The organism is Pseudoalteromonas luteoviolacea, from assembly GCF_018100925.1.
GTDB lineage: Bacteria > Pseudomonadota > Gammaproteobacteria > Enterobacterales > Alteromonadaceae > Pseudoalteromonas > Pseudoalteromonas obscura.
In genome coordinates this window covers 1-24379 of sequence record NZ_JAGJEH010000025.1, presented here as the reverse complement: position 1 = coordinate 24379, position 24379 = coordinate 1, and the positions used below count along the sequence as shown (strand labels likewise).

Below are 24379 nucleotides of genomic sequence, written 5' to 3'. Positions count from 1 at the left end.
TGAAAACCAGACGGTCGGAGGTTCACTCTCCACAAAGTACGTCCCGCGTCCGCCATCTCCTTTGAGATGATTACTTCACTCAAGTATCAAAACATGAGATTAACAACCGACGAAAGTCGGTTTTTTTATGCCAGAAATTTAGCTTTTTGCTTAAATAGAAAACACTCTGCAAATCGCACTCTGAATTTGGCTAAGGGAGCGTGGGATACACTTTTCCTTAGTATTTGCCTCCCCCCTTCAGCGAGCACAGCCTGTAATTGATACGTAATGTCGTTTTTGTCCAATTTTATCTTTACTTGATGCCTTACTCTTTGGTCCAAGTTTGAATCTATACTAAGGAACGTTTAATGAAAGTGGCATATTCGGGAGAGCAGTTAGCGCAGATATATCGAGATATCAGGCTTAAGCATGAAGAAAGCACGATGTTTGTAGATTGCGGCTTTAAACAAGCAACTTCACATCAAGATGAGATATTGACTGCATTGAAACTTAAGACCTTATCTTTGCAGCAGCTACATAGTGTGAAGCCATTCTTTTTATTAGAAAACATTCAAATTGAAGATCACGTAAAGATTAAAAAAAGGTTCTTTTTTGGGTTTTGATCAGGCATATTTCCCCAAGCAGTTAATCAACCAAGAGGGGCTCTGTTTATGCATTCTTTCTACCTCAAATTGTGTGTTTTGATATTAATGGTATTGCATACAAAAATAGTTATTGCCATAGAGGTAGGTGCACAACAGCCCGAAAAGTACTTACCTTATCTAGAAAATAAGCGTGTCGGGTTAGTAGTAAATCAGTCATCTCGTGTGGCTGATATGCATTTAGTGGACTTTCTACTTGCGAACAACGTTAAGGTCGTGCGGATTTTTTCGCCTGAGCATGGGTTTCGGGGGGATCAGGATGCAGGCGCGCATATTGACAACAGCTTTGATGTAAAAACAGGTCTGCCAATTGTTTCACTATACGGCAAGCAGAAGCGTCCATCTAAGGAATCTTTACATGATCTGGATGTATTGATATTCGACATTCAGGACGTCGGTGTTCGTTTTTACACTTATATTAGTACTATGCATTATATGATGCAGGCGGCTAAAGACAATCGTAAAAAGTTCATTGTATTGGATAGGCCAAACCCAAATATACGTTTTGTTGGAGGGCCTGTACTGAACAAAAAATTCAGTTCATTTGTGGGAATGCATCCAATTCCAATTTTACACGGTATGACAGTCGGTGAGCTGGCTCAAATGATAGCGGGAGAAGAATGGTTGTCTGGACTGAACAAGCTTGATTTGACAGTGGTGGCTGTGAAAAACTATCAGGCCTCGGATGAATATATTTTGCCAATTGCACCCAGTCCAAACCTTCCAAATCAACAGTCTATTTATCTATATCCATCTTTATGCTTGTTTGAAGCAACCGCAGTGTCAATTGGAAGAGGCACTGATTTTCCATTTCAAGTCTATGGTCATGATCAAGTGAAGCTTGGTGACTTTGGATTTTCTCCACGATCTATTGTTGGTGCAGCACGGTTTCCCAAGTTAGAGGGCAAAAATGTATGGGGGAAGGACTTGAGGCAAAGCAGCTTAATTGGTTTTGACTTAACATGGTTTATTGAAGCATCTAGTGCATTTAAACAACACAACAAACAATTTATCACATCACCTAAGTTTTTAGATAAATTGGCAGGTACTGATATCATTAGATTAGCGATAGAGCAGGGGTTGAAAGCTCATCAAATAGAAGCCATTTGGCTGCAAGAAGTCAGTGAGTTTAAAAAGCGCAGAGTGCCTTATCTACTTTACTCTCGATAAGGCATTCTGGCGGCAAGCTTAGATATTTAACATATCACTCATGTATTCATTGGAGCGATCAGCTCGGCGTTGCCAATGTAGATTTGACTGAGCAAGAGCAATGAAAAGCACATCAATTAAATAACCTAACGATGCACGTGTCAGTACCGCTGAATGTTTCACGGCTTCTGTTTCTTGTATACAGTACAGGCAGTTATCTGCGTAATTAGCCAACTCACTGTGGCCATAACGTGTTAGTGCAAGGATTTGACACTCGTTAACTTTGGCTTGCTGTGCAAGCTTTACCATACTTTTCACGACGCCTGAGTTACTCAAACAAATCAGTAGATCATCTTTACCCATTGTTGCTACATAGCTTGCTGCACTTAACTCATCGACATGAGTAACAGCACACACGCCTAGCTTTTGCAGCTTTAGAGTTAAGTCTTGTGCCATGGTATGTGTTGAACCAATTGCACATACCATCACTTTTTTTGCACCTTTTATCGCTTGAACTGCTTGCTCAAACAATTCTGGGTTATTTAGCTTACTGGTTGCAACTAAGGTTGCTTGCTGGTTTGCGATTAGCTTTTCTGAAATGTGTGCAATAGAGTCGTTTTGATCTATTTCATTAGAGAGCGGGGTATTTTCTTGTGTTTGTTCATTTAATGCGTCGACAACTGCCAGTTTAAAAGCGGGAAACCCTTTATACCCTAATTTTTGGGCAAATTTAACAACGCTTGACTGGCTAACGCCTGCTGATTTTGCAAGCTCTATTGAAGATAGACCTCGAATTTTTGAACCTGACTTTAAAGTAAAGTCCGCTAATTTAGCTTCACTTTGCGACAGTGAAGGCTTCAAGGCCTTTATTTTTACAAAAGTAGACATGAGGATCACCTGGTAACTAAAACTAACTTAAACTGTCCATATTATAGGTTCAATTGGAACGTTGCGATAGATTGTTTCGGAATATTATTGCGTTTTTTGATTTATGCGGTTCTAGATGAGGTATTTTTGTTGCAATTGTGAATTTAGATACCCGAAAAACCTAGTTTTTTTGCTTTAGCGTTTAAGTTACCATGGTTATAAATTGCGCGTATACAAAGATGCTTTTGAGTAAATTAATGCCCTTTAGCGACTGTAATCAGTGCTTTTCATCTAAATCAAAATAAAAAAGGAAAGCTATGTCTTGGTATTCAATCTTGCCCCCCCTTATCGCCATTGCGGTTGTTTTTTGGCGTAAAGAAGTCATTTTAGCCTTAATTTTGGCCATTGTCTCATCGGAATTTTTGCTTGTGGTAAGTGGTGACGGGCAGTCTATTTTTGTTACATTCACTAATAGTATTGAACGAATCGTGGGGGTTGCAACGTCACCAGGAAATAGCCGTATCTTAATTTTTAGCATTGTTATTGGCGCGTTACTCGCTTTTATTCGTGAATCTGGCGGGGTGACAGCGACGGTACAAAAATTAACGCAGGTTGGCGTCGCGCGAAATAAGAAACAAGTCGGCCTACTGACAATGTTTACCGGTACAGCGGTATTTATTGAATCAAATATGAGTGTGCTGACTTCAGGAATAGTTTCTCGTGGGTTATTTGACAAGTTTAAAATGAGTCGAGCTCGCCTCGCATACATTATCGACAGTACCAGTGCACCAGTATGTATTTTAATATTGCTCAATGGTTGGGGCGCCTATGTATTGGGCTTGTTAAGCAACTATGAACTTGCTCAATCCCCAGTCAGTATTTTGTGGGGTAGTGTGGCATTTAACTTTTACGCCATAATTACATTGCTGATTGTTTTATACACCATTGTTTTTGATAAAGTTCATGGTCCAATGAAAGAAGCTGAAGAAGAGCTCAAGCGCGAGGAAGTAGAGCTTGATGCTGGACCTATTGCGACCAAGGCGCGGTTTATGCTTGTACCGCTTGTTACACTAATTGCCAGTATGATCGGGTTCATGTACTGGACTGGAGATGGTGTACTGGCAAACGGGAGTGGCTCTAAATCGGTATTGTATGCAACGATGTTGGCTTGTTCAGTTGCTTACCTGCTCATGCTCAAAGAAAAACAGTTCACACACCATCAACTCGTTGACATCGGTTTTAAGGGAATGGGCGAACTATTGCCTTTGGTCAGTATAGTATTGCTATCTTTGACACTTGGAGCCAGCCTGAAAGAGCTGGGTACAGGCGTATTTGTTGCGCAATTGGTTGGTGATTATTTGCCTATTTACTTTATTGTTCCTGTGCTGTTTTTGACTGGTGCTGTTATGTCATTTACAACAGGAACATCTTGGGGAACATTTGCGATTTTGATCCCTATTGGCGTGCCTTTGATCCAAACATTGGGCCTTCCTCCTTCACTGGTGGTAGGCGCCATCTTAAGTGGTGGGATATTTGGCGATCACTGCTCGCCCATTTCGGATACCAGTGCAGTATCCGCCTTGGCATCTGGGTGTGACTTATTGACCCATGTTAAAACTCAGCTCCCTTACGCTCTTGCAGGCGGCGCATTAGCACTAGTGAGCTTTTTTGTCGCCAGTGTTGTTTTACTTTAAGGGCACGCATACAAAGCTTGGCCAGATGGTGGGGTGGTAATACTAACTAGCTGCCCCGACTGGTTTTTACCCAAAGCCAATAATAGCCCTTGATCCGAAGCAACCGATAGGTCATCGGGTACGCCTAATTCATCGAGCAAACTTTTACGTACTTCGATCAGAGTTTGATTTTGGCAATCGGCAATAAACCATACATCTCGCTCAGAATGCACCAATTTGCCGTAAAACTGACTAACTTCGTTGAGTTTTGCTTGCGATCCTGCAAGGGAGTCATCCAGTTGTGCTTTTTGTTGTGCGATTGTGGTTTGATACTGGCCTTCAACAATATTATGCGTCTCAACAACATCATATTGTGATGAAAATGAATTGGGTTCTAATTGCGCTAGGAAAGTTTCAAAATCGCTTAATATGCTTTGCAGAGACAGGCTGCCTACCAGAGCTAAAACACAACAGGAGCTTGCCCATAGACTCGTTCTGAGCCAAAACTGTCGAGTATGTTTGCGGTTTTCTAAGCGACTTAACCGTTTTAATTTACGAATTTGTTTAGACGACATTTTGTTCTGTCGCTTGGCAATTGAATAGGCTTGTTGGAGCTCGTTGAGTTGGGGTTGTGAGTCTTTCATTTCGGCTCTCCTAAAGTATCTTTCAATTGCTGTTTTGCATATCTTAATCGAGTCTTTACAGTCTCAGGGTTCGCAGTGGTGATTTCTGCGATTTGATTTAGCGAAAAGCCTTCTAATTGCAAACAAATGGCTTCTTTTTGTGCGTTTGGTAAGTTTTTAATCGCACTGTAAAGTTGCTCACAACACGCTGCATTAAAATTACTATCTTCGACCTCACAGCTAAGTGCAGTCTCATTGTCGTCACACATAAATTTATTTTGCCGGCGAAATTCATCTACTAGTGCATTGCGTGCAACCCTAAATATATATGCCTTTGGCGTATTGTTGCTCTGATAGTACTGCCTTTTCTCAACGATTGAGAGCCATGTTTTTTGGCATACATCTTCGGCCGTTTCCGGGTCACTTTGTGTACATAGGTAGTGATAAAGATCTGGATTGAAATTATCAATCGCCTGCTCTATGTAACGGTTTTCTCCACTGCGTTTAAATTCATGCAAGGGATCATGTGCTTCGGTTTTATCTTGGATGAACCAGTTTTTTATCGCAAGTAGCATAGTCTCTCCGTGCTTAATTTAACTCTATATACACAGGTGTGCTGATCGCCGCCCAAAATGAAATCGAGCGGCTTGCGTTATTTTCGCTTACTTGTTTAAGTTAAACTCTAACACAACTGACTGACCGTATTGAATAGTTGGTTTGCCAGCGACCATTTTGGGGCGATATTTCCATCGTTTTAGCGCTTTTAATGCAGCACGGTTGAATACTCGTTTTGGCTCAGCATTAACCACTTTCGCATCAATAACTTGCCCTGTTGGCGAAATGTTAAATGCCAATTGTACCCAGCCTTCAACGCCGTCCCGAGCTGCCGGGGCAGGGTATGTTGGGTCAATGCGCACAATCGGGGCCGCCGCAGCGTCGCTGACCTGCAAAGTGCTCTGCATTTGTATAGGGGCAGACTTTACACCTGAGGTGATATTGATATCTAGTGTTACACCCTCGGTAACTGAAGGTGTAACGGTTGGTTTAGGTGGCGCCTTTGGGGTAGCTTTTGGCGGAGGCGGCAAAACATTGCGTATTTCTACAGGTGTGTCTTCAATGTCTTGTGAAATAAATACATCAATGACCGGAGCTGGTTCTGCAACGAACACGCGATCTTGGCTAATCAATTTTTGCATAAAAGCAAATAACGCAAATGTAATTAAGATGGCGCTAATAAATGATAAAACAAGTTTATTTAGTGTGCGGTATGGAGTGTGTGTTTTTACATCTGTCATTGTTAAAGTCATATTTTTCCCCTCTTTTGCTAAGTAAAACGCGCTAGGTCAAAAAAAGGGGTGATTTATTTTAGTTTTTTTATTTTTAGTCATTAAAATGTGGTTTAACTATAGGTGAGGAGACACGATGCAGTTACAAGAAATAGATAAAGCAAGATATAGAAAGCACCTAAATTGGGTGATTGGAGCCTGCATTTTGGTTTTAACCACAGGAAGTTTAGGAGTAGCGCAACTTCTTATTCATGTATTCCCAGACTCTGATGGAAGTCATTTCCATTGGAATCTGACTGGAGTAATACTTACCTGCATTGCAATTTTTGCCGTACTTAAACGTATAAGACACCATCCATTTATGGTGGAAGTAGTCTATGTATGGGAGCTCAAACAAGCACTCAACCAAGTCACCAGAAAAATGCCAAAACTGAAAAAGGCAGCACAGCAAGGGGATGTGAATGCCATGCTTGCTATGCAATTTAGCTACACAGGTTCTCGTCAATTATGGACATTAGATGATAACACGATAACCATGGAAGAGCTGTCGATATGGCAAGCTGAATTAGACAACCTTGCAAAAAAGCACAATGTCACTTTGGACATTCAGCAATACAGTGAACAAGTACTACGTCACTTTTAAGCGGAATAATAGGTGTAGTGATTCTTCGACGTTTTTTTAATTGAGTACATAGCGACATCAGCGCACTCAACTAAGCTTTTTAGATTGTCCGCATGGGTTGGATAGTGGGCAATACCAATACTCACACCAACCTGTAGCTCTATTTGGTGTCCATTTCTTTCGTAGTGAGTCGGTATATTTACAGCCTCTAGTAGCTGCTGAGCAATATTATTGATTTTATGTTTATTGAATTCTTTAATTGCGATGACAAACTCATCACCACCCCAGCGGCATACCAAATCATTACTAGAGATTATGTGAGATATATTTTTAGCAATGTTTTTAAGTACTTCGTCTCCGGCGTTATGCCCATAGATATCGTTTATTGGCTTAAACTCGTCAAGGTCTAACAGTAATAGGCTGAAGGGTATGTCTGAATCAATCCAGCCAAGTAAAGTAAGTTCGGCTCCATATCGGTTATATAAGCTAGTTAAACTGTCTCTTTGAGCGCGATGGCTAAGTTGATTGAGCATGGTTTTCCGTGAAGTGATGTCGGCAAGGAACACTTGAAAGTACCACTGACCGTCACTTTCGGTGTTAAGTATGATCATACTTAACCATACGGAAGATAATGTTAGAGGGCTGGTGAACTCAAACTCGGACTGCATCACCTGTTTTTGCTTTATGCTATTTTCAGTGAAAGTGTAGAGAATATCAGGAGTTTTGCAGTACTGCCCCAAGTTGTCAGGAAAGCGCTCTTGGCAGTCTACCCCCATTCCTGCCAATAAGTCTTTGGCAGCATCATTGACTAGAGACACTTCTCCGTGTTCACGTACCAATAATGTGGGGGAGGAGCTGCGCTCAAACATGAGGCGGAAGCGTTTTTCAAGATGCTCTATTTCTAGGCGTAAACTTCGCTCTTGCTCAAACAGCATTTCCGTATTGCTCAACATTGCGTTGATCCCTTTACCTATTTTTCCGATTTCCGTATGTTCATGTGCTGTATCTATCTCAATACGATGTGCACTGCCAGGTATGATATTCGTAAGTTGTTGGCTTAAATGTCCCAAAGGTCTTGAAATGAGTATATAGGACAGCCCTGCAAAAATGATCAACATTGGCACGATCACGACGAGTAACGTTTGCACGGAAGAGAATGCAATATCGCGAGCGTTTTGCCGTATATACTGGGTGTTGGGTACTACGTGAATGAAGCCGATGTTTTCTTGTAGGATAAATGGGTTAGGTAGATTAAAAGTGCGAGCCTCTCGCTCAGAAAATAAGATGCTTTTTGCTAAAATCGTGTGTTGATTTGTCAAAGCAGCTGACTGAATAATATCATTGCTCACTAACCCATTTACGACTTCATTGGCTAAGTCTTTATCCTCTAAGTACGCTGCAATGGATGCTGTTGATGAGATGGTCTGGCTGATTTGCATGATAGTTTCATCTGAGTGCTCTAGCTCAGTGTCAAATATATAGTTGTAATAGATGTGAGCATATACAGCAGAGAATAAGCAGGTTGAAAAGCTCAATATCAACATCAACCGAATTATCAAACTTTGTTTACTTAGCAAAACGGTACACTACTTTTAATTCATCAGTGACAGCACTTGCTGGAATATAAGCAATTGCACTCGGGGTTGTTACCACCTTATCAATTATAGCGGCAATTGAAGGATATGCTTGTGGTGGTGACGCTTTACCGCTGAATTTAACCCGAGACCAATAGGCGTTAATTTGTGCAATGTTGCGACCGGTCAAGGCAAGGAAAAAAGCGCTTCTCAATGCATGTTCTTTTTTATAGTCCAAGGTCACAGCAATATGGCCGTTTGGAAATGCCAAATACTTACCCATATACATATCAATAAGCTGGCGCTTTTCGATGTACTCAATTGGGTTGTGTTTGTTGACCACAATGACAATGTCCTCTTGTACATTGCCCCGCGCATCAAAGGTGAGCATCATGAGTACAAGTAAAGTCAGTAGCGGGCGGAGCATTAGAACACCCAATTTAGGCTAATGCCTAATGTATTGAACGAATTGTCGAAATTACCGCTTTCTATATCTCTATGTAAATAAAAGGCAGATGGTAAACTGTCCACTGCGGTATGCTCTAGTTGAACTTTTACCGCGAGAGAGTCATTTAATTCGGTTCTTAATGTCACGGATAAGGTGTTTTGGTCAACCAAATAAAAGTTAGTGTGGCGAATAATCGTGTTATAAAGTAAATCGAGTGGTCCAGAGGAAATTAACGGGCGTTGTGGTGTTGTATTGTTAGATTTTACTTGTGCGAAAGTCGTCATTAGTGTGTGGTTATTGTAATAAAAGCCGACACTAGCATATCCGGCCGTCAAGGCTTTTAAGACTTGCGAGTTGGAATCGATATAAGAAAGTTCACTTTGTGCAAACCACTGACTATTGTCATACCGGATCCCAAGGGCGGAATAATTAAATCGCTTGCCTATAATATTGAGTGACTCAAGTAAAGCGGGTCTTTGTGGCCAAATCTCATTGGGAATTTGTGCGAGCGCAGCTCTGAGCTGTTTTTGTTGTTCATTTTCATTACCAGATTGCGTCGCTGTGTAGTTAGCTCTAAGCGTCCAATCATATGATTGCCATTCCAATACCAGCCCAAATAATGATTTTAATTCTACGTCCCAGAAAAAATTATCGTCGCTCACAATAGGCGCTGTTGATCTACCAACAAAGAACTTACTGCTAAACAAGCCCTCAGAGAATGAGTAAGTATATTTAATATCTGCACCATCTAAATTCTGATGCGGGACAATCGCATAAAATTCAGTGGGGGGATGATCATACGTGTACGTGTAACCTATGTCCCTATGTTCCGTCATCATAAACAAATCAAGACCGGTTCTGCCAAATCGAATCTGCCAATTGGCATTGGGTGTATAACGCAAAAATGCCATTTGAATAATATTGTCGAGGTTTTGTTCTTGATTGTCTTTAAAGAGCACTTGACCAACAAGCTGGGTGCTACTATTCGCTTGCCATTCTATTTGCCCACCCGCGGAAGAGTTCGTAAATCCGAATTCATTTTCATAAGTGGCGCTAGGTTGTGAGATATGCTGTCTGATCCCAGCTGTTTTTGAATCTGTGATTGTTAAACCGACCGTTGCAAAACCGTCTAACTTAAGTTGCTCGGCCGCAGCTTGGAAAGGTATAAATATAAAAAGCAGGAAAAACAGCCTCATCGGCGACTCAATATTTTGACAAGCAATTTATCTTGGTGATTAAAGACTAGCGCTAATGTACACATTTACCAGTTTTGTGTATTTTTACTTGTAAAATGGCAAGATTGTCACCATATAAACAGATATATCATTAATTGTGATATTATCACATTTTTAAATTAGGTATTTTCAAGTCGTGGCTGAAGTTAGAGCGAGAGTTGAGCTGAATGTAGGGCAGCGTAGTCATATTCCTGCAGAGATTGTATCTTTTGAAGGATTGAAAGATGGTGAAGAGCATGTAGCTTTAGTTTTCAACAATGCCGACACCCAACAAGAGATCCCGTTGATTAGAATGCACTCTGAGTGTTTGACTGGTGATGTTTTTCATTCATCTAGGTGTGATTGCGGTGAACAGCTCAACGAATGTATCGAAGAGATGCATCAAAGTGGTGGTGTGTTACTTTACCTTCGTCAGGAAGGCAGAGGTATAGGCTTATACAACAAAATTGATGCTTATGTACTGCAATCACAAGGCATGAATACATACGAAGCAAATAATCACTTGGGTTTTGATGACGACTTGCGAGATTTTTCAGATGCGGTATTAATGCTTAAGGCACTGGGGCTGGATCATGTGAAGCTTATGACCAACAATCCTCGTAAATTAAATGCTTTGCGCAATGCCGGTATTGAAGTTGAAAGTGTAGTAGGAACCCAAGCACACGTTAAAGCAGGTGACTCGGGGAATCGAAACTACCTAGAAACGAAAGTTAAACACGGCTCTCATATGCTCGATATGGATGAAATCAAAAAGCCGAAATAGCTGGGCTGGTGTTGATTTGCTTTATTACAAAACCTATTGTGGTAAGGCAAATCACGTGTCAATTACCAATTTATTTCCGTATTTAGCTATTTTGTTGCATTTAGTGCCGTTAAGCGTCATAAACCTCCTTTCAAGTACTCTTTTGAAGCAGTATAATTAAACCGTTTTATAACTAAGTTAGTCATTTATGTCTGCAGAAATTCGAACATTTAAAGCGAGTTTTGGGGTGAGTTGGTTAAAAGCCGGATGGACGGTGTTTAAAGCTCAACCTTTAACTTTTATGATGATGTACATCTTTATCGTGATAGTAGGGCTATTTCCTTTCATCCTGCCAAATACGATAATTCAGATGGCATGCGCGCTTGCGGGACCATTTTTAACCGTTGGCTTCTATAACGCGGCGCTCAATTCGCAAGCGGGTAAATCAATTATGCTTGCTGACATTCTAAAACCATTTTCCGCGAAAGGGCGTCGACTCAATTTATTCCGCCTTGGTTTGTATCAGCTTGGGGTTGCTTTGATACTGGGGGTGATAATGAGTTTGCTATTTGAGCCAGTTACCAGTGCCATACAAAATCATTCTCCAGAGCAAGATATGGAATCGGTTATCGCGCAAATCGCCGCAGCTATTAGCTTCTCTGATATTGCAATATTTGTGGTGCTACAGTCATTGGCAATGATGGCCTTTGCCTATGCACTACCTCTGGTATATTTCAAAGAGCAAGCAAACATCTTGAATGCGATGAAGCAATCTTTAAAGGTGTTTTATTATAATATGGCGCCATTGTCCGTGTTTGGTGGTATCGTAGCGCTGCTAATGATTGCTTCTGCTCCTCTATCTCTTGTACCACTCATGTTCATCATGCCAATTGTATATATTGGTTTTTTCGTGTCGTTTCAGGCGATTTTTGCGGCGCAAAGCTCACTAGAGGACAATACACCTGACCAAGGTGACAAACATCAAGATAACATTGGGCAATCGGGTCGGTTTGACGCTTAATGGATGAGAAAGAACAGAAAAAACTTAAAAACTACGCAGTTTGGTTGTTATCTAGGCAAGAGTATTCGCGTAAGCTACTGGGTCAAAAATTAAGGCAAAAAGGCGCAAGTGACGAGTATGCCGAGTCGCTGATCGAGTGGTTGTGTGACATTGGTTATTTGGATGACGCTAGACACTGTGAAAGTTATTTAAATCGTCAACTAGCCAAGGGGTTGGGAGAGAAACGGGTAATGATGGACGCCACCAATAAAGGCGTTGCGCGTGCGCAGTTAATGCAACTCATCGAAGAAAGAGAAATAGATTGGTTTGCCGTTGCTCAGAAAACATATGAGAAAAAATACGGTTATTCAACGAAACAATTAGATTATCAAGAAAGGTCAAAGCGCGTTAGATATATGATGTATCGAGGCTTTAGCTATGACCAAATAGATTTTGCTATACAATCGCAAAGTGAAAGTTGAAATCGAACACTTCCTTTGTGGTTATCAGCATACAGCAGCAATAAAGGGTAAATAATCACATGCAGCACATGACTACCGCACAGATTAGGCAGAGCTTTTTAGATTTCTTTGCCAAACAACACCACCAAGTGGTGCCATCAAGTTCTTTAGTACCAGGTAATGATGCAACACTTCTGTTTACAAATGCAGGTATGGTGCAGTTTAAGGATGTATTCTTAGGTGCTGAAAAGCGTCCGTATAACCGCGCAACAAGTTCGCAGCGCTGTGTACGTGCTGGTGGTAAACACAATGACTTAGAAAATGTTGGTTATACAGCAAGGCACCATACATTCTTTGAAATGCTTGGTAACTTCAGCTTTGGCGACTATTTTAAGCAAGATGCAATTAAGTTCGCTTGGGCGTTTTTGACTGATGTGATTCAGTTACCAAAAGAAAAGCTGCTGGTGACCGTTTATCATACCGACGAAGAAGCTTATGACATTTGGGCCAATCAAGTTGGCGTACCAGCTGATCGCATCATTCGTATCGATACATCAGATAACTTTTGGTCAATGGGTGACACGGGTCCATGTGGACCATGTTCGGAAATCTTTTTTGACCATGGCGAGCACATTTGGGGTGGTCCTCCTGGCAGCCCAGAAGAAGATGGAGACCGCTTCATCGAAATTTGGAACCTAGTATTTATGCAATACAACCGTCATGCTGACGGTACTATGGAGCCATTACCAAACCAGTCTGTTGACACTGGTATGGGTCTTGAGCGTATTTCTGCGATTATGCAAGGTGTGCACTCAAACTATGAAATCGATTTATTCCAAGCGCTAATCAAAGCGACTGCAGAAGTAACAGGCGCTCAAGATTTAGAAGATAAATCTTTACGCGTTGTTGCGGATCATATTCGTTCATGTGCATTTTTAATTGCCGATGGTGTTATGCCTTCAAATGAAGGCCGAGGTTATGTGCTACGCCGTATTATTCGTCGTGCCGTTAGACATGGTAACAAACTCGGAGCGCAAGGGGCATTCTTCCATAAATTGGTTGGTGCACTGGCGGCGCAAATGGGTGAGGCATACCCAGAGCTAATCAAGCAACAGGCAATCATCGAAAAAGTATTGCGTATTGAAGAAGAGCAGTTTGGGAAAACACTAGATCGTGGCTTAGCTATTTTGGAAGAAAACTTAGCGGGTCTTGAAGGTGATGTTATTCCTGGTGATCTTGTGTTCAAGCTATACGATACGTACGGCTTCCCAGCAGATTTAACAGCAGATGTTGCACGTGAACGTTTTATGACCATTGATGAGCGTGGGTTTAAAGCGGCGATGGAAGCACAGCGTAAGCAGGCACAACAGGCAGGTAAGTTTGGTGCTGATTATAATGAACAGCTGAAATCTGAAAAAGTCACAGACTTTAAAGGGTATGACTCTGTTCAATATAGCGGCACAGTCGTTGAGCTATTTGCTGAAGGTGAAAGTGTTTCGGAGCTAGCTGATCAACAAAAAGGTATTGTCGTACTTGACCGCACGCCATTTTATGCAGAGTCAGGTGGTCAGGTTGGTGATACAGGTGTTTTGAAAGTGTCTGGTGGTGAATTTGTTGTAACAGATACACAAAAACTGGGTAATGCGTTTGCGCACCACGGTTATGTAACAGGCCGCCTTGGTATTAACGACAAAGTTGATGCTCAAATAGATGCAGAGCGTCGCGAACGCATCAAGAAAAACCACACCGCAACGCATATCTTGCACGAAGCACTGCGTCAAATTTTAGGTGATCACGTCGCGCAAAAAGGCTCGCTTGTCATGGCTGATAAATTGCGTTTTGACTTCTCACATTTTGAAGGTGTCACCAAAGAGCAGCTTCGTGAAATTGAAACTGCGGTAAACGATGAAATTCGCGCGAACTTCTCATTGAATACTCAGCTAATGGATATCGAGGATGCAAAAGCCAAAGGTGCAATGGCCCTATTTGGCGAAAAATATGACGATGAAGTGCGTGTTGTATCTATCGGCGACTATTCAATTGAATTGTGTGGTGGTACACACGTAGAGCGCGCTGGTGATATTGGCTTCCTAAAAATCGTGTCAGAAGGTGGTATCGCAGCTGGTGTGCGTCGAATCGAGGCCGTCACGGGCGAAGATGCTGTGAATTATGTTGCAGAGCAAGAGAAAGCGCTTGCAGATATTGCTGCGTTAGTGAAAGGCGATAGCGCAAGTGCACTTGAAAAAGTAGCGGCGTTAATCGAAAAAGCTAAAGGTCTTGAAAAACAAGTAAGCCAGTTAAATGATAAGCTTGCAAGTGCAGCGGGGGCGTCGCTAATCGAGTCTGCAGTAGATGTCAATGGCATAAAACTGCTTGTTGCCAACGTAGCTGGAACCGAGTCAAAAGCACTGCGTGGCATGGTTGATGATCTTAAGAATAAGATGGGCTCAGGGGTTATTGCCTTGGGTGTTGCTAATGGCGACAAAGTCAGCTTAATTGCAGGTGTGACGAAAGATTTAACCGGTCAGGTCAAAGCCGGAGAGCTGGTTAATCATATGGCAGCTCAAGTTGGTGGCAAGGGTGGTGGCCGCCCTGATATGGCACAAGCTGGTGGCTCTCAACCTGAAAACTTGGAAGCGGCACTGGCTAGCGTTCCTGTATGGTTGAATGAGAAAACTCAATAACTTGTGGCATTAATTGTAAAAAAGTTTGGTGGCACCTCAGTTGGCTCTATAGAGCGAATTGAGGCCGTTGCCGAACTGATTATCAGAGCTAAACAGCAGGGACATCAAGTCGTTGTTGTGGTGTCGGCTATGTCAGGTGAGACCAATCGATTATTGTCTCTTGCAAAGCAGATTGATGAGCGACCGAGTGCACGAGAGTTAGACGTATTGTTAACGACAGGAGAGCAGGTATCGATTGCCTTGCTCGCAATGGCAATCGTCAAGCGAGGGCATTCTGCAGTGAGCTTATTAGCAGATCAAATCGGCATTAAAACAGACAATGTTTTTGGAAAAGCGCGAATACAAGGCATTGATGTCAGTCGCCTACAGCAAGAGCTGGAGCACAACCGCATTGCAATTGTCGCAGGGTTTCAAGGACGTGATACTGAAGGCAATATCACGACTTTAGGTCGTGGTGGTACCGATACTTCCGCAGTGGAAATTGCCGCTGCAATTTCAGCAGATGAATGCCAAATCTATACAGATGTTGATGGTGTTTATACCACAGATCCAAGGGTTGAGCCTCGAGCACGGCGCATGGAACAAATTACCTTTGAGGAAATGCTGGAGTTAGCTAGCTTGGGCGCAAAGGTATTGCAAATAAGATCTGTCGAAGCCGCAGGTAGGTATAACTTGCCATTGCGAGTTTTATCAACTTTTAAGCCTGATTCTGGCACATTAATTAGCTACGAGGAACCAAAAGTGACAAGTAGAACTGTATCTGGCATCGCATATCAAAAAGATGAAGCTTTGTTGATTGTTCGTCAAGTTCCTGAAAACCCAAGCTCTTTAGCTAGAGTTCTGTGTCTATTGGCTGAGTTTGATATTGAAGTGGACATGATAAGTCAAATTAATCATCAAGTTGGCAAAATAGACTATGCTTTAACTGTACACAGCAATGAGTATGCACAAGCGTTAGATGTGTTAAATAGCAATTTAGTCGCATTGGGTGCTTCGTGTGTAGAGGGCAATGCAGAAGTTGCAAAAATCTCAGCTGTGGGTGTAGGGATGAAGTCTCACTCTGGCATCGCAGGCATATTCTTTGATGCGTTGGCTAACGAAAATATTCATACGCTTTTAGTATCGACCTCAGAGATAAAAATCTCAGTTTTGGTAGAAGAGCGCTATTTAGAGCTGGCAGTAAGGGCACTTCATAGTGCATTTAGCTTAGAAAGTCGTGATTAAGCAATAATTTTGCTTACTTTTACATGAACTTTTAATTAAAATGAACTTGACGCGGAATCTTTTAAATTTTGGAATAACAGGAGCAAGAGAATGCTAATTCTAACTCGCCGTGTAGGCGAAACCCTGATGATTGGTGATGAAGTGACAGTAACGGTACTTGGTGTAAAAGGAAATCAGGTTCGTATCGGCGTAAACGCACCAAAAGACGTTTCGGTACACCGTGAAGAAATCTACATGAGAATTCAAGCGGAAAAATCTAATCCGACAGGTAATATGTAACTATATACAACATGTTACTATTGTTCGAGAAATGGCCACTTATACGTGGCTATTTTTTTGTCTGCTGCAAAATAAATGCATAAGTTTCATTATTCAGTGCCTGCCTAGATATGTATTGGCGATATTTGCCATGCTCCAATAAAATGCCTTTTTTCGTCTCTATGACGTTATCTATTTCCTGCCATTGGAGTTGAAAAGCTCGATAAGGGTTATGTGCGTTGATCCCCTGTTCATCAATTTTCAATACTACTTTTGAGCCGCTGGCTCGACTCAACATTTGTCTAGCGACCCACCAAGGGCGTCGATAATAAAATGAAACCCCTTCTATTACTGCAAGTACAAACAAAAAGTTTCCTAAATAGGCTTGCTCAAGCAGATAGTGAGATAAAGAGCCCAATACCAGTAAAAAGCCAATCAGGCCGTATTTGGGCTTGTGATGTTGGCTAAATGACACAGATTCATCAAAGCATTCCTGAAAGTATTGCTTATCTAGCGTGAATTCACTTTGAAACACGAGTATTCCTCAAGTTGGCTAATCCTCAATTATACGATGTTCAGTCCTGCGTTTGAATCTCAAAATTCAACGCACGTGCCGCTGTAATAAAACATAATTAAATTGCCCCTATATCCGTACCTAAGTCACTGTTTATGGTAACTCATACCGAATTTAAGAGTATTTACTCCTGTTGCGAAATTTGAATTTTACATATAGGTAAGACCAATTATTTCACGGTTAATAATAGCGCAGCGATGTCGTGGTTAAGTAATAGCTTATCGTTATTTAGTCTATATATCTTGAGTATTTTTCATATTTATTTGGCAAAGTTGGGGATGTTTTACCATCATTGTTCAATAAGTGTGTGAAATAAATACAAAAAACGTCATTGGTAATACCAATTTACAATACGCTTTACATGAAGAGCTTGTTTGATATGATGGTTGAATAAATATTTACAAAAGTTGCCTATCTATTTCCTTAAATGGGTAGGTGTAAACAAATAAATAACAACTAAGGGGGCGGAGATGGAAATCAGCGAATTGCTAGCGCAGGCTGCCAATCTTATGTTAACAGGCATGGTTGGTGTGTTTTTATTTTTATCTATTCTGATCTTTGCAGTAAAGGCTTTATCAAAGTTTGCTGCAACAGGGCAAGAGTTGGAGCAACCTAACGTCAAAAAACCTTCAGCAAAGCCTACGTCAACAGGTGTGCCAGCAGCACATATCGCCGCGATCAGCGCTGCGGTTTCTCAATTTAGACAAAACAACTAAGGGGTATCTCATGTCAAAACTAAAACTCACAGAATTAGTCCTTAGAGATGCTCATCAATCTTTATTAGCAACGCGTATGCGTCTTGAAGACATGTTACCTATCGCAGAAGAGCTTGATAAGGTTGGCTATTGGTCAGTGGAGTCGTGGGGTGGTGCGACTTTTGATGCGTGTATTCGTTATCTTGGAGAAGATCCCTGGTATCGGATCCGCGCACTTAAAGAGGCAATGCCAAACACGCAACAGCAGATGTTGTTACGTGGCCAGAATCTGCTGGGATACCGCCACTATGCAGACGACGTAGTTGAAAAGTTTGTCACGCGAGCACATCAAAATGGTGTTGATGTGTTTAGAATTTTTGACGCAATGAATGATGTTCGTAACCTTGAAACAGCCATCCGAGCTGCCATTAAAGTTGGGGCGCATGCACAAGGCACTATTTCTTATACGGTTAGCCCAGTACATAACCTTGAGAGCTGGCTGAAACAGGCAAAGCAATTAGAAGAAATGGGCTGTCACTCAATTTGTATTAAAGATATGGCTGGGTTACTCAACCCATACGATGCTGAAACTTTAATTTCCGAGTTGAAACGCACCGTATCGGTACCAATTGCTATGCAGTGTCATGCGACAACGGGGTTAAGTACAGCAACGTATCAAAAAGCCATTGATGCAGGTATTGATATGTTAGATACCGCAATCTCATCAATGAGCATGACATACGGTCATAGTGCGACGGAGACACTTGTTTCAATTGTGGAAGGCACGAAACGAGATACAGGGTTAGATTTAGGTCAACTTGAGTCGATAGCCTCTTATTTTCGAGACGTACGTAAAAAGTATGCTGCCTTTGAAGGCAGTTTAAAAGGCGTAGATGGCCGCATCCTGTCAGCACAAGTACCAGGTGGTATGTTGACCAATATGGAAAACCAGCTCAAAGAGCAGGGTGCCGCAGATAAATTGGATGAGGTATTGAGTGAAATACCTCATGTACGTAAAGATCTTGGATTCATTCCTTTGGTTACACCAACGTCTCAAATAGTTGGAACGCAAGCTGTGCTTAATGTGTTAACCGGAGAGCGTTATAAAACCATTACCAAAGAAACATCGGGTGTCTTAAAAGGAGAGTATGGTGAGACGCCAGCTCCCGTTGACGAAGAATTACGCGCACGTGTGCTTGATGGCCAAGAGCCAATTACGTGCAGGCCAGCAGATCTTATCGAGCCAGAAATGGACAGCTTAGAGTCTGACTTGTTATCGAAGGCTAAAGAAGATGGGATCGAACTTGCAGAGTCTGTGGTTGATGACGTATTGACTTATGCCTTGTTTCCTCAAATCGGCTTAAAATTCTTAAAAAATAGATATAACCCAGAGGCATTTGAGCCGAATCCAAGCTTAGTGGTCAATACCAGCACGGAAAATGTGGCAAAACAGGCTGCACCTGTTCGCTCAAAACAAGAGAATGAGCGCTATAGCGTCAGAGTAGATGGCAAAGTGTATGATGTGGAAGTATCCGCTGGTGGACAGCTTCAGGAAGTTGCTGTTAAAGACAGTGAGTTAATGCCCCAGTCTGCTTCAGTAAGTTCAGGTGAAACCTTAAACGCCCCTTTGGCAGGTAATATTTTTAAGGTGCACGCAAAGCCTGGTGATGACGTGGTGCAAGGTGATGTGGTTCTGATTATGGAAGCGATGAAAATGGAAACAGAAGTTCGTGCCACATCTAATGGCAAGATTGCTGACATTTTGGTTTCAGAAGGTGACTCGGTCTCAGCTGGTGACGCCATTATCGAGATGGCATAGGAGTTTTTGAGATGGAAGGGTTATTGAATTTGTGGCAAGCAACGGGTGTTGCTAACTTGTCTTTTCCCGCGCTGTCTATGATAGCGGTGGGCTGTGGTTTGCTGTATTTGGCTATTGCCAAGAAGTTTGAACCACTACTACTTGTGCCGATTGGATTTGGCGCTATTTTAACTAATATCCCGGTTGCGGCCTTATCTGAACCCGGCGGATTACTTTACTATGTGTACTATATCGGTATAGACAGTGGGATTTTTCCTCTACTCATTTTTATGGGGGTTGGAGCGTTAACGGATTTTAGTGCACTGATCGCTAATCCTCGCATGTTGTTGCTTGGCGCAGCTGCGCAGTTTGGTATTTTTGCCACCTTATTTGGCGCAATTTTACTGAACTTTATTCCAGGGTTTGAGTTCACTTTACAAGATGCTTCAGCCATCGCGATAATTGGTGGAGCCGATGGTCCAACGGCTATATTTTTAGCCTCCAAGCTGTCGCCTGAATTGCTTGGAGCGATAGCTGTAGCTGCATACTCCTATATGGCTTTGGTGCCAATTATTCAGCCTCCGATTATGAGATGGCTTACCTCTGATGAAGAACGTAGTATTGCTATGCCACAATTAAGGGCCGTTTCGAAAAGAGAGAAAATTCTTTTCCCTTTGATGGTATTGGCATTAACACTACTGTTTTTACCTGCAGCAGCGCCATTAGTGGGGATGTTCTGCTTAGGAAACTTAATGCGTGAATCAGGTGTAGTGGATAGGCTTAGTAACACGGCACAGAATGAGCTTATCAATATAACCACGATTTTCCTTGGTTTGGCTGTAGGCTCAAAATTGGCAGCAGATCAATTCTTAACAGTTGAGACGCTGGGGATCTTAGTGTTGGGTGCGCTGGCATTTAGTATCGGCACTGCATCTGGTGTATACATGGCCAAAATCATGAATCGTGTTTCTTCAAACCCTATCAATCCGTTAGTGGGTGCAGCAGGAGTGTCGGCGGTCCCTATGGCGGCGCGAGTAGTGAACAAAGTTGGCCTCGAGTCAAACCCACATAACTTTCTTCTGATGCATGCTATGGGACCTAATGTAGCAGGAGTGCTTGGCAGTGCAGTTGCTGCAGGGATATTACTTGCGCTGGTGAATTAACAACACTCTCCAACCTTTAGTGGGGCATCCGCCCCACATTTTTCTTTGTTGTTACATCCAGGGCCAATTCCGAACACTCAATCTTACCTCCACCGTAATCCCACGAAACGGTTTGACTAAACTCTGGTTCAATTTGCAGTGTCCGTGGTATAACTTAGTGAGTTGACAGAAAACTAGGGATTATCGTGTATATAATTGTGATATTGGTATGTTTAGTGGTTGCTTTGGCTGTTTTGATCCCGTTACTTGAAAAGTATCAGGGAAAAATGGGACTGGATAAAGCACAGAAGTATGGTAAGTATATAATTCCTTTAGCGATGTTGGGTGTAGTTGTAAATATTATCCACTCGATGTCACAAGGCTAAATGACACAAAGACAGGCAAAGCCACAATGTGACTTTGCCCGCACTTTTTGTCGTTAGTTTGCAGCTTGTAAGTACTTTTGAATAAACTCAGTTGCCTTCATATAAGACTCTTCTAACTCATCTCGCAATTGGATCAGTTGATCGCTGCTCATTTCCTCTTCTTTACATTTGGCTTCAAATTTCTCTGCAAGTATTGCTACTTGTTCGGCACCAATAGTGCGAGAAATAGACTTAAGCTGGTGACATGCTTCAATGATTTCACTTTGGCTAGATGAAATGACGGCGCCGTTAATATCACGAGCTAATTCACTGCTTTGCTCTAAATACATCCTAAAGAAGCGCAGTCGTTTTGCGCTGTCGTCATTGACGTATTTGTTTAGCTGCTCCATATTAATTGGTGATTCATCCACAGCTTCGTTGTCTGTCTCGACCTCTGAAATAGCCGGAGGTTGATCTTCGAGTGTCATTTTCGGATCGCCATTTTCTTGAGTAAAGCTGTGCATATCCACGTTCATGACAGGCTCTTGAGGCGCCACAATACCATCATCTTGGAAATCTGGGGTTGCAGTAATTTCCACTGTATCTTCATCGTCAGACGCGATAGCAGGCTGATTTGCTTGTGTGGCTTTATCAGCAGGTTGCACTGGCGCAGGATGAGGTGATTGCTCAGAGCGATTTCCAGAAGCGTTTTGCCACTTTTCTAAAGTTGCTTCAAGGACGTTTAACTCAACAGGCTTGGTGATATAGTCGTTCATTCCTGATGCCAAGCAGCGATCACGCTCACCTTTAAGTGCATTGGCTGTAATTGCTATTATATAAGGCTGTGCATTTATATCAGGAGATTGCTCAGCAATATCTCTGATTTTGGTAACCATATCGTAGCCCGACATTTTCGGCATATGCAAGTCAGTTAATACCACAGCGTAATGGCCTTGTTGCCACATCTTCAAGCCTTCTTCGCCGTTTTCTGCTACTTCAACACCATACCCTAATAAGTGCAACTGATCGGTTAGAACTTGCTGGTTTAATACATTGTCTTCAACTAATAGTACCAACTTGTTTTCAGCTTTAGCGTCTTCCGTATTCAAGTAGCTGTTCATGGTGCGTGATGGTTTTAGTTGTTTAGGTTGGTGTAAGCCTACGGCAACTAGAACTGCGGTCATGAAACTTGTTTTACACAGTGGTGCGGCATTGAGATAAAATATGTGGCCGTGATTCAAAGCAGATTCATCCATGGTGCTCAATACAATCACTTGCTGGTTATTGTGTTCGATTGAATACAATAGGTCTCTCAATTGCTGATTGACTTTTTCCATGCCATCGAGCCCATCGAGTACCCACACCACATCCTGTTCATATTGGTGTTCATCAATTTCACTTGGGTCGACAACGATCGCAGAATTTGCGCCCATAAACGACAAGTATCGCGCTAATATTGCGCGGCGATTAGGATTGTGTGTAAAGGTCACCACTTTTCTGCCTGCCAATACACCCTTATTAGCATATTCGACTTTGCCGCTGATGCTAAATGGTAGTTCTACGATAAACTCACTACCCATACCAATGTCGGAATTCACGTTGATTGACCCCAACATCAGTTCCACCAAGCTCTTACAGATAGATAAGCCAAGGCCGGTGCCGCCGTACTCTCTGGTAATTGAGCCTTCAGCTTGAATGAAGGGGTTAAATATTTCCCTCAATTGTGCTTGTGTCATACCTTTACCGTTATCGGTAACTTTAAAGCGCAGTGTGTAGTGCTCAGAGGTATTTTGTGCTACTTCAACAGAGATTTTGACAAAGCCCTGTCTACTTTCATCTGTTGTCGTGAATTTGATTGCGTTGCTACATAAGTTGTACAACACCTGGCGTACGCGCACCGCATCACCCACTAAGTTACTTGGTATATCTGGCGCAATGGCAAGCTGGAGGTCTAATTTACGCTTTTTGGCTACCGAAGAGAGTACACGAGCAACTTCTTCTATTGTCTCTGATACTGAAAACGCACTACTATCTATTTGCAATTTACCAGCTTCAATTTTTGAAAAGTCCAAAATATCATCCAGTATCCCAAGCAAAGAGAAGGCTGAATCACGTATAATAGTGGTAAGGCGATGCTGGGCGCCATCTAGCTCCGTCTGGCGCAACAAGTCAATCGTACCAATTACGCCATTCATCGGAGTACGTATTTCATGGCTCATGGTAGCTAAAAAAGTTGTTTTTGCTTCAGAGGCACGCTCTGCATTCAGGGTTGCTTTTTCAAGTGCTAAGGTACGAGCTTGCACTTCTGTTTCTAAACTGGTTTGCAGCTGCCTCAACTCGTTTTGAGAAGCTTTGTTGCCTTTAATAATATCGCGGATCTGATTGATTAATGCGTTTATTCCTATGGCTGTGCCAGATAAGCCAAAACTGAGTTGCTCTGTAACATGTACATCGTAATCTTTTTTACTTATGAGGTGTTCGAGTTCAGAATTTAGCAATTTCAATTCTTTAGCAAGTTTGCCGACGATTTGTTTCTTCAAAAACAGTGCAAAGCCAATCGTTAGTATCAATGCTACGACAATTAAGACGTAACTAAGCGGATTAGATGTTGGGACCTCAACTTTTGGTTCGCTATACACCAATACTAGCTCACCGACTGGAATGTCGTCTAAAGTAAGAGGTTGATGTACGATAACCTGCCCATCAATGGTGAGTTTAGTGCGTTGCTTAATTGGTGCAACAGGGGTGTCGTTAGATTGGAAAACTAAACTTGGTTTTCCCATTCCGCTGTCAGCATATAGATAAGCATCAATATTAGGATTACCTGCTTTGACCGATGTAAGCATTTGTTTGGCGTAGTTGTAGCCAAGCTTCATCATAGTGTTGCTTAGTGGTGCAGCTAGGTCTTGTGCTTGTAGAGCAAGATCTGGTTGGCTGTGTACTACTGTATTTGTTTGCTTCGGCCAAAGATAGGCCCCGAATGAAGCAATACTAGTAATTATTAAGGTGATAAAAACAAACAGGGGCACGAAACCTTTGATCTGTGCTTGTGAAGATTTTTCCATTGAAATAGTCCGAACAAGTAACTTTCAAATCGAGCGTTATAATAACTTCACATCCTAACACCTATAATGGATGATTTCTCTACGTTTTTACTTCTTTATTATTGCGATGTGATTATTCTAACATTGGATTTAAGTATAAAAATCAGCCTTTAGTAGCCCATTTTTGTTGATTTTGCATGAATTGTGCGCAAACAAATTATATTGCAAAAAAATAGTTGACTTGAAAGGGTAAAACCCGTTTAATACGCCGCAC

General features: G+C 42.0%; 23 protein-coding genes. 14 read left to right on the top strand and 9 right to left on the bottom strand.

The genetic code is table 11. From position 1 onward, the window contains the following. The first annotated feature begins 347 nt into the window (after positions 1 to 347). Complete coding sequence (locus J8M00_RS27415; protein WP_211013537.1) at positions 348 to 602, top strand: hypothetical protein; 255 nt, start codon at positions 348 to 350, stop codon at positions 600 to 602. A 48-nt stretch (positions 603 to 650) separates the two neighbouring features. Further along, on the top strand, positions 651 to 1811 hold the full coding sequence (locus J8M00_RS27410) for an exo-beta-N-acetylmuramidase NamZ family protein (protein ID WP_247687612.1): 1161 nt from the start codon (positions 651 to 653) through the stop codon (positions 1809 to 1811). A gap of 18 nt (positions 1812 to 1829) precedes the next feature. Here the strand turns inward: J8M00_RS27410 and J8M00_RS27405 are convergent, their stop codons facing one another. Beyond that, positions 1830 to 2678 (bottom strand): MurR/RpiR family transcriptional regulator, encoded by an 849-nt coding sequence (locus tag J8M00_RS27405; RefSeq protein ID WP_023399599.1) that lies wholly within the window; start codon positions 2676 to 2678, stop codon positions 1830 to 1832. A gap of 296 nt (positions 2679 to 2974) precedes the next feature. On the opposite strand from J8M00_RS27405, the gene J8M00_RS27400 reads away from it, so the two are divergent. Next, complete coding sequence (locus J8M00_RS27400) at positions 2975 to 4351, top strand: Na+/H+ antiporter NhaC family protein (RefSeq protein ID WP_211013536.1); 1377 nt, start codon at positions 2975 to 2977, stop codon at positions 4349 to 4351. Here J8M00_RS27400 and J8M00_RS27395 read toward each other — a convergent pair. The 3 genes from J8M00_RS27395 to J8M00_RS27385 all read right to left on the bottom strand — a co-directional run bounded on the left by J8M00_RS27395 (position 4348) and on the right by J8M00_RS27385 (position 6260). Beyond that, complete coding sequence (locus J8M00_RS27395; protein WP_211013535.1) at positions 4348 to 4974, bottom strand: hypothetical protein; 627 nt, start codon at positions 4972 to 4974, stop codon at positions 4348 to 4350. The two genes, J8M00_RS27400 and J8M00_RS27395, sit on opposite strands and share 4 nt — an antisense overlap. Next, positions 4971 to 5528, bottom strand: a complete 558-nt coding sequence (locus J8M00_RS27390) for a sigma-70 family RNA polymerase sigma factor (RefSeq protein ID WP_247687611.1) — start codon at positions 5526 to 5528, stop codon at positions 4971 to 4973. The genes J8M00_RS27395 and J8M00_RS27390 overlap by 4 nt, the downstream gene beginning before the upstream one ends. Positions 5529 to 5615: 87 nt before the next feature. Beyond that, complete coding sequence (locus J8M00_RS27385; protein WP_247687610.1) at positions 5616 to 6260, bottom strand: energy transducer TonB; 645 nt, start codon at positions 6258 to 6260, stop codon at positions 5616 to 5618. Positions 6261 to 6375: 115 nt separating this feature from the next. Between J8M00_RS27385 and J8M00_RS27380 the strand changes: the two genes are divergently transcribed. Beyond that, positions 6376 to 6882: a DUF3087 domain-containing protein gene (locus tag J8M00_RS27380; RefSeq protein WP_211013534.1), complete on the top strand. Its 507-nt coding sequence runs from the start codon at positions 6376 to 6378 to the stop codon at positions 6880 to 6882. On the opposite strand, the gene J8M00_RS27375 is transcribed toward J8M00_RS27380, so the two are convergent. From J8M00_RS27375 to J8M00_RS27365, 3 genes are read right to left on the bottom strand one after another with little or no spacing between them, the layout of a single operon-like run. Beyond that, positions 6879 to 8420, bottom strand: a complete 1542-nt coding sequence (locus J8M00_RS27375; protein WP_247687609.1) for a GGDEF domain-containing protein — start codon at positions 8418 to 8420, stop codon at positions 6879 to 6881. The two genes, J8M00_RS27380 and J8M00_RS27375, sit on opposite strands and share 4 nt — an antisense overlap. Positions 8421 to 8427: 7 nt before the next feature. Continuing rightward, complete coding sequence (locus tag J8M00_RS27370; protein ID WP_211013533.1) at positions 8428 to 8862, bottom strand: hypothetical protein; 435 nt, start codon at positions 8860 to 8862, stop codon at positions 8428 to 8430. Beyond that, positions 8862 to 10079: a hypothetical protein gene (locus J8M00_RS27365; protein WP_211013532.1), complete on the bottom strand. Its 1218-nt coding sequence runs from the start codon at positions 10077 to 10079 to the stop codon at positions 8862 to 8864. Before J8M00_RS27365 ends, J8M00_RS27370 begins: the two co-directional genes overlap by 1 nt. Positions 10080 to 10254: 175 nt before the next feature. Here J8M00_RS27365 and J8M00_RS27360 point away from each other — a divergent pair, with 175 nt between their 5' ends. From J8M00_RS27360 to csrA, 6 genes are all read left to right on the top strand, one after another. After that, positions 10255 to 10881 carry a GTP cyclohydrolase II gene (locus J8M00_RS27360; RefSeq protein WP_211013531.1) on the top strand — a complete coding sequence of 209 codons (627 nt, stop codon included), beginning with the start codon at positions 10255 to 10257 and terminating at the stop codon, positions 10879 to 10881. 187 nt (positions 10882 to 11068) lie between these two features. Further along, positions 11069 to 11881: a BPSS1780 family membrane protein gene (locus J8M00_RS27355; protein WP_211013530.1), complete on the top strand. Its 813-nt coding sequence runs from the start codon at positions 11069 to 11071 to the stop codon at positions 11879 to 11881. Next, positions 11881 to 12342, top strand: a complete 462-nt coding sequence (locus J8M00_RS27350) for a regulatory protein RecX (RefSeq protein WP_211013529.1) — start codon at positions 11881 to 11883, stop codon at positions 12340 to 12342. Before J8M00_RS27355 ends, J8M00_RS27350 begins: the two co-directional genes overlap by 1 nt. Before the next feature lie 59 nt (positions 12343 to 12401). After that, positions 12402 to 15005 carry an alanine--tRNA ligase gene (gene alaS / locus J8M00_RS27345; protein WP_211013528.1) on the top strand — a complete coding sequence of 868 codons (2604 nt, stop codon included), beginning with the start codon at positions 12402 to 12404 and terminating at the stop codon, positions 15003 to 15005. A gap of 3 nt (positions 15006 to 15008) precedes the next feature. After that, entirely contained in the window at positions 15009 to 16229 is a 1221-nt protein-coding gene (locus J8M00_RS27340; protein WP_211013527.1) for an aspartate kinase, read from the top strand. 90 nt (positions 16230 to 16319) lie between these two features. Further along, positions 16320 to 16508 (top strand): carbon storage regulator CsrA, encoded by a 189-nt coding sequence (gene csrA / locus J8M00_RS27335; protein ID WP_023399613.1) that lies wholly within the window; start codon positions 16320 to 16322, stop codon positions 16506 to 16508. A gap of 49 nt (positions 16509 to 16557) precedes the next feature. On the opposite strand, the gene J8M00_RS27330 is transcribed toward csrA, so the two are convergent. Then, entirely contained in the window at positions 16558 to 17028 is a 471-nt protein-coding gene (locus J8M00_RS27330) for a YcxB family protein (RefSeq protein WP_417714820.1), read from the bottom strand. A gap of 503 nt (positions 17029 to 17531) precedes the next feature. Between J8M00_RS27330 and J8M00_RS27325 the strand changes: the two genes are divergently transcribed. From J8M00_RS27325 to J8M00_RS27310, 4 genes are all read left to right on the top strand, one after another. Then, complete coding sequence (locus tag J8M00_RS27325; RefSeq protein WP_211013525.1) at positions 17532 to 17777, top strand: OadG family protein; 246 nt, start codon at positions 17532 to 17534, stop codon at positions 17775 to 17777. A 10-nt stretch (positions 17778 to 17787) separates the two neighbouring features. Further along, entirely contained in the window at positions 17788 to 19575 is a 1788-nt protein-coding gene (oadA, locus tag J8M00_RS27320; RefSeq protein WP_211013524.1) for a sodium-extruding oxaloacetate decarboxylase subunit alpha, read from the top strand. Between the two features lie 11 nt (positions 19576 to 19586). After that, positions 19587 to 20717: a sodium ion-translocating decarboxylase subunit beta gene (locus J8M00_RS27315; RefSeq protein WP_023399617.1), complete on the top strand. Its 1131-nt coding sequence runs from the start codon at positions 19587 to 19589 to the stop codon at positions 20715 to 20717. A gap of 185 nt (positions 20718 to 20902) precedes the next feature. Next, positions 20903 to 21082, top strand: coding sequence for a hypothetical protein (locus J8M00_RS27310; protein ID WP_211013523.1), 180 nt, complete (start codon positions 20903 to 20905; stop codon positions 21080 to 21082). 53 nt (positions 21083 to 21135) lie between these two features. Here J8M00_RS27310 and J8M00_RS27305 read toward each other — a convergent pair whose 3' ends face one another. Further along, positions 21136 to 24126, bottom strand: coding sequence for a hybrid sensor histidine kinase/response regulator (locus J8M00_RS27305; protein WP_211013522.1), 2991 nt, complete (start codon positions 24124 to 24126; stop codon positions 21136 to 21138). Positions 24127 to 24379 lie beyond the last annotated feature (253 nt).